Source organism: Streptomyces sp. NPDC100445 (assembly GCF_044759735.1).
Taxonomy (GTDB): domain Bacteria; phylum Actinomycetota; class Actinomycetes; order Streptomycetales; family Streptomycetaceae; genus Streptomyces.
The window spans coordinates 318,076-324,675 of sequence record NZ_JBIVZV010000012.1; the positions used below are offsets into that span (position 1 = coordinate 318,076).

Below are 6,600 nucleotides of genomic sequence, written 5' to 3' on the forward strand. Positions count from 1 at the left end.
TCCGCCCCGGCCTCCCGACACCCCGACCCGGGAAACGCAAGGGGCGCGCGCCACCCCGTGACGCACGCCCCCGCACTACTCCCCGCCTCAGTACTCCACGTCCACCAGCCCCGTCTGGACCAGCGGCTTGCCCCGCTTGCGGGACACGAAGACGCCGCGCCCCGCGGGCATCGGGCGGGGCCGGACGCCGTTGAGGATGTCGCCCTCCGCCGGGTCGCCGGCCAGGACGACGCCCTGGGCCCCGAGTTCCTTCATGCGCTGCATGAACGGCTCGTACGAGGCACGACCGGCGCCCGCCGAGGAGCGGGCGATGATGAACCGGACGCCGACGTCGCGGGCGAACGGCAGCATCTCCGTCAGCCCGCTGAGCGGATTGCCGCTGGAGTTGGAGACGAGGTCGTAGTCGTCGATGACGACGAAGACCTGGGGGCCGCGCCACCAGCTGCGCTCCCGCAGCTGCTGCGGGGTGACGTCGGCGGTCGGGGTGCGGCGCTGCATGAGGTCGGCCAGGGCCACCATGTGGTGCTCCATCTGGCTGGACATCGGGATGTACTCCGCGAGGTGGGACGCCGGGGTGACGTCGAGCAGCGAACGCCGGTTGTCCACCACGAAGAACTTCGCCTCGTCACCGCCGTACCGCAGGGTGAGCTGCTTGATCAGCAGGCGCAGCAGGTTGGACTTGCCGGACTCGCTCTCACCGAAGACGAGGAAGAACGGGTCCTGCTCGAAGTCGAGGAAGACCGGCTCCAGGTTCTCCTCGTCGAGCGCGAAGGCGATGCCGCGCTGCGGGACACGGTCGCCGGAGGGCAGTTCGACGGCTTCGAGCTGGCGCGGCAGCAGCCGTACCTCGGGGGCGCCCGGCGCCTGCCAGTGGCGGTCGACCTCGGTCGTCAGCGCGGCCGTGGCCTCGGCCAGGTCCGTGTCGGAGGTGAGGCCGTCGATGCGCGGGACCGCCGCCATGAAGTGCAGTTTCTGCGGGGACAGACCCCGGCCGGGGACGCCCGCGGGTACGTTCACCGCCACCTTGCGGTCGATCTCCGAGTCCATGACGTCGCCCAGGCGCAGTTCCAGCCGGTTCATGAGGTGGTCCTTGAGGTTGGCCCGGACCTCCATCGAACGCGACGCCGTGATGATCACGTGGATGCCGTAGCCGAGGCCGCGGGCGGCGATGTCCAGCACCGCCGTCTCCAGCGCCTCGTAGTCCGCGCGGAAGTTGCCCCAGCCGTCGATGACCAGGAAGACGTCACCCCACGGCTGGTCGGTCACCGAGATGTCACCGCGGGCACGCCGGGCGCGGTAGTCGGCGATCGAGGCGATGCCCGTCGTACGGAAGTACTCCTCGCGGCGGGTCAGGACGCCGTACACCTCGGACACCGTGCGGCGGACGCGCTCGGGGTCCAGGCGCGAGGCGATGCCGCCGACGTGCGGCAGGCCGGCCACCGCGGCCATGCCGCCGCCACCGAAGTCGAGGCCGTAGAACTGCACCTCGTACGGCGTGTGGGTGAGCGCGAAGGAGCAGATCAGGGAGCGCAGCAGCGTCGACTTGCCGGACTGGGGGCCGCCGACGATCTGCATGTGGCCGGCCGCGCCCGAGAAGTCGAGCATCAGGCGGTCGCGGCGCTGCTCGTACGGCTTGTCGACGAGACCGGCGGGGACGACCAGCCGGCCGGCGCCCTCGTAGCCGGGCTGGGTGAGGCCGCGGCCCTGCACCGCCGCCAGGCCCGGCAGCAGCGCGTCCAGCGAGGGCGGGCTCTCCAGCGGGGGCAGCCACACCTGGTGCGCTGCCGGACCCTGCGCCTCCAGACGGCGCACGATGACGTCGAGGACGGTGTCGGCCAGCGCCTCCTCCACCGGGGCCTCCGAGTGCGCCCGCTGCTGCGGGACGGCGGTGTACCGCACGGGCACCTCGGTGGCCGTGAACAGCACCGGCCGCCGGTCCACGGGCAGTTGCCCACCGGTCAGGGCGTCGCGCCGGGCACCGGAGCGGTACACGCCGGAGACGTACGCCGCCTTGAAGCGGACCATCTCGTCCGTGCCGTACTTCAGGAAGCCGGAACCGGGCACGTTGGGCAGTTCGTAGGCGTCGGGGACGCCGAGCGCGGCGCGGGACTCGGCCGCGGAGAAGGTGCGCAGACCGATCCGGTACGACAGGTAGGTCTCGAGGCCGCGCAGCCGGCCCTCCTCCAAGCGCTGCGAGGCGAGCAGCAGGTGCACGCCGAGCGACCGGCCGATGCGGCCGATCTGCACGAACATCTCGATGAAGTCGGGCTTGGCGGACAGCAGTTCGCTGAACTCGTCGATGACCAGGACCAGGGAGGGGATCGGCTGGAGCGGGGCGCCCGCCGCGCGGGCCTTCTCGTAGTCGTGGATGTTGGCGTAGTTGCCGGCGTCGCGCAGCAGTTCCTGGCGGCGGTTGAGTTCGCCGCGGATGGAGTCGCCCATGCGGTCGACCAGGGTGAGGTCGTCCGCGAGGTTGGTGATCACGGCCGCGACGTGCGGCATCTGCGCCATGCCGGCGAAGGTCGCGCCGCCCTTGAAGTCGGCGAGGACGAAGTTCAGGGTCTCCGAGGAGTGGGTGACCGCCAGGCCCAGCACCAGCGTGCGCAGCAGCTCCGACTTGCCGGAGCCGGTGGCGCCGACGCACAGGCCGTGCGGGCCCATGCCCTCCTGCGCGGCCTCCTTCAGGTCGAGCATGACGGGCCTGCCGTCCTCGCCGACGCCGATCGGCACCCGCAGCCGTTCCGCGAGCGCCCGCGGCCGCCAGGTCCGCTTGGTGTCGACGGACGCGGCGTCGCCGAGGCCCAGCAGCTCGGTGAACTCCAGGTTGGCGAGGAGCGGTTCGTCGTCGTCGCCGCCCGACGCCATGCGCAGCGGCGCGAGCTGCCGGGCCAGCGCCTCGGCCGATTCGTAGGAGAGGGCGTCCGGGACGCCGTCGTAGACCTCGCCGTGCCCGGACTCCAGGCGCAGCAGGCCGGGCTGGACGACGATGGACAGGTCGCCGCCCGCCGTCGTGAGGTCGCCCGGCACCACCTCCAGCACCGTGACGCCCTGGAGCCCCTCCGGGTTGGCGAGGACCGAGTCGGGCAGCAGGGACAGGTCGTCGAGGACGAGCACGATGTGCGGCTCGTCCAGCAGCGGCCCCGCGCCCGGGTGGAAGCGCGGCCGGCCGGTCAGCCGGGTGGCGAGCAGGTCCTCCAGTTCGCGCGGGTCGGTGCCGATCAGCCGGCGGGAGCCCGCGCCGTCGACGGCGCCGGGCGCCTGCACGTGCGGCAGCCACTTCACCCAGTCCCAGTGCGACAGCGCCTCGCGGCCCGCGGCCACCGCGACGACCAGGTCCTGGGGGGAGTGCAGGGAGGCCAGCGAGCCGACCAGGGCGCGGGCCGAGGCCCGTACGGAGCGCGGTTCACCGCTGACCGTGACGTGGTAGAAGGCGCGCAGCGACACGGCCATCGGCAGGTCGCCGACGCTGTGGTGCGCGGCGATGAACCGCTGCATCGCACCGGCGGTCAGCGGTTCCAGCTGCTCGACGGGGCCCGTCTCCGGTGCGACGAGCGGAGTCGCCAGCGGCTGGGGGCCCAGGCCGATGCGCACGTGCGCGAAGTCCTCGTCGCCGGGCCGCCGCTCCCACACCCGGCTGCCCTCGGCGACGAGTGCCCACAACTGCTCGGGGGAAGGGTGCAGGTAGTACTGCGCGTCCCGCTGGGCCTTCGCCGTGCGGACGGCGGACCTGCGGGTCTGGGAGAGATAGCTGAGGTAGTCGCGGCGCAGGTCGGCCAGCTGGCCCTGGGAACCGCGGCGGAAGCGGACCACCATCGCGATGGACATGCCCACCGTCGAGGCGATCATGACCATGCCCATGATCTTCATGAAGGGCTGGCCGTTCGTGAAGAAGAACACCACCGAACCGCCCATGCCCAGCGTGGGCAGGAGCTGCATCAGCACGCTCTCCTGGTGCCCCCGCGGCAGTTCCGGCGGTGGCTGGACGACGACCTCTTCCGTGGGCACCTCGGACGGCAGCGCCCGGGGAGGGCGCTTCACGACAATCTGGCTCACCGCTCACCAATTCCCTTGCCCGACCCAGGCATTCCGCACGCCACCCCGTGTCCGGCGAGCGCAGGCCGCCGCGTGATCCTACTGAGTTCACGGAACGCGGGTGGGCGGTAGGGTGCCGGATGTTCGCGTGCGCACACGCCGAACAGGCCGGAGATACCGGGACGGACCCCCTGATACCGAGGGGAGAAGGCCCCGGGACACCGCCGTACGGCACCCGTGCCGCCGGGCGCGGAACCAACCGGCACGGGACCTTCACGACATAGACGCACCACCACCACTGAGGGGGAGCAGCAGGTGAGCATGACGGCCGCCGCCACCGGCGGACCCGGGACGGGAGCCCCTTCCGGATCCGGCACCGGCACCGGACTCGGCTTCTGCCGGGTCACCATCGTCGCGCCGGACAGCCGCATCGACGTGGCACTGCCCGACGACGTCCCGGTCGCCGACCTCTACCCCGAGATCCTCCGGCTGTCCCAGCAGAGCCCCACCGCGGGCGCCCCGGTCGGCTACCACCTCGTCCGCACCGACGGCACCGTGCTGGACAGCGCCCGCTCCTTCGCCGCCCAGCGGATCCTCGACGGCGAGCTGCTCACCCTCCGCCCCTTCGCGGACTCCCTGCCGCCGGCCGTCCACGACGACGTCGCCGAGGCCGTCGCCTCCGCCGTCACCCGGCAGCACAAGCTGTGGAGCGGCGACCTGACCCGGGCCGCGGGACTGGTCGGCGGCGGGGTGCTGCCCGCCCTGCTCGCCTTCGTCGCCTGGACCGCCGACCCGCTGCACGACATGCACGGCCTGGCCGGCATCCTCGCCGCCGTCACCGGCGTCCTGCTGGTCGTGCTCTCCGCGGTCCGCGCCCGCGTCTACGACGATCGGGGCTCGGCCGTCGCCCTCGGCCTCGGCGCCCTGCCCGGTATCGGCGTCGCTGGCAGCGGCCTGCTGCCGCTGAGCGACGGCGAGGGCATCGGCAGGCTCCAGTTCCTGTTGGCCTGCGCGGCCGTCCTGGTCGCCGCCCTGGTCCTCGCCCTGTGCGCACCCCACGGCGACAGCCCCTTCGTCGCCTTCGTCTTCGCCTCGGCGATCGCCCTGGTCGCCGTCTTCGTGGCCACCCTCACCGAGTGGAGCCCGACCGAGACGGCCGCCCTGTGCGCGCCGGTCGCCGTCGGCGCCCTCGCCTTCCTGCCCGGCATGTCGATGCGGTTCGCCCGGCTGCCGATCGGCTTCGAGAACCCCAGCGCCGGCACTCCGCGCCCCACCTACGGCACCGAGACCGCCGCGCAGGAACCCGTGGACACCGAGCGCGTCGAGGCGCAGGCGCGGCGCGGCCACGAGCTCCTCGTCGGCCTGGTCGGCGGCTGCGCGCTGCTCGCCGTCGGCGCCTCGGCCGTGCTGGGCTTCTCCGACGACGTCTGGGCCCAGCTGCTCGCGTTCGCCACCGGCGTCGCCATGCTGATGCGGGCCGGCCTGTTCCGCTACACCGCGCAGGTCGCCTCCGTCCTCGCGGCCGGGCTCGCCTCCCTGGTCCTGCTGGGTCTAGGTCTCGCCCTGAACCCGCCCGAGCACCTCGTCCGCGCGGCGCTGGCCGGGCACCGCACCGACCTCGACATCCGCACCGTCTGGCTGATCGCGGTCATCGCCCTGGCCACGGCCCTGGTGACGGCGCTCGGCCTGATCCTGCCGCGCGGTGGACTGACCCCCTTCTGGGGACGCTTCCTGGAGATCTGCGAGGGCTTCGTCCTGCTGACCCTCATCCCGCTGGCCCTCGCCGTCTTCGACGTGTACGCGAGGGCCCGCTCCATGACCAGCTCCTGACGACCGCCGGCGGTGGGGGCGCTCGCGCAGGGAGCCGCGCCGGTCGACGACCACCTCTTGCGGACGACCGCGAAGCAGCACCGTGCCGGGCGACCGGCACCCACCGCGGCCCCACCGCCCCGGCCGCCGCGGGCCTCCGCCCATGCGAAGCCGGGGCTAGGCCGATGACCGACTTCTGCCTGCGCCCCGGCACCGCCCGCAACCCAGCGGTCCTCGCCCCCGTCGGCGTGCGCCCTCACCCACCGCACCGAGGGCTCGGGCCCGACCCACGGCACCACCGCATCGCCGGTGCGGGCTCGGCCGGCGAGGAGCCGGGGCCCGGTCGAGACCAGCTCCCGCCGGTCGACCGCGACGCCGGACCGTGCCGGACGACCAACGCCTGCTTGCCCCGGCATCACCGGATCACCGCCTCCGCGGCCCCGCCGGCACCTGGGTGCCCCCCACCGCCGGCCGCGAAGCGGGCCCCGGCTCACGGGGGCCGGGGCCCGGTCGATGGCCAGCTTCTGACGGGTGGCCGCGACACACGACCGGCCCGGACGGCCGGTGCCGGGCGCGCCGCATCCGGCCTCCGCCAGTCGCCCGGCCCAACCGGAGCCACCGTCGCGCCGCACCGACGCTGCGGGCCCCGGCTCACGGGGAGCGGGGGCCCGGTCGATGGCCAGCTTCTGACGGGTGGCCGCGACACACGACCGGCCCGGACGGCCGGTGCCGGGCGCGCCGCATCCGGCCTCCGCCAGG

The 6,600-nt window shown here is 73.7% G+C and carries 2 protein-coding genes; one reads left to right on the forward strand and one right to left on the reverse strand.

The genetic code is table 11. The features are described from left to right. Positions 1-87 precede the first annotated feature (87 nt). Complete coding sequence (gene eccCa, locus ACIQVT_RS27340; RefSeq protein WP_403759423.1) at positions 88-4,053, reverse strand: type VII secretion protein EccCa; 3,966 nt, start codon at positions 4,051-4,053, stop codon at positions 88-90. A gap of 300 nt (positions 4,054-4,353) precedes the next feature. On the opposite strand from eccCa, the gene eccD reads away from it, so the two are divergent. Further along, positions 4,354-5,862 (forward strand): type VII secretion integral membrane protein EccD, encoded by a 1,509-nt coding sequence (gene eccD, locus ACIQVT_RS27345; RefSeq protein ID WP_403759490.1) that lies wholly within the window; start codon positions 4,354-4,356, stop codon positions 5,860-5,862. Positions 5,863-6,600 lie beyond the last annotated feature (738 nt).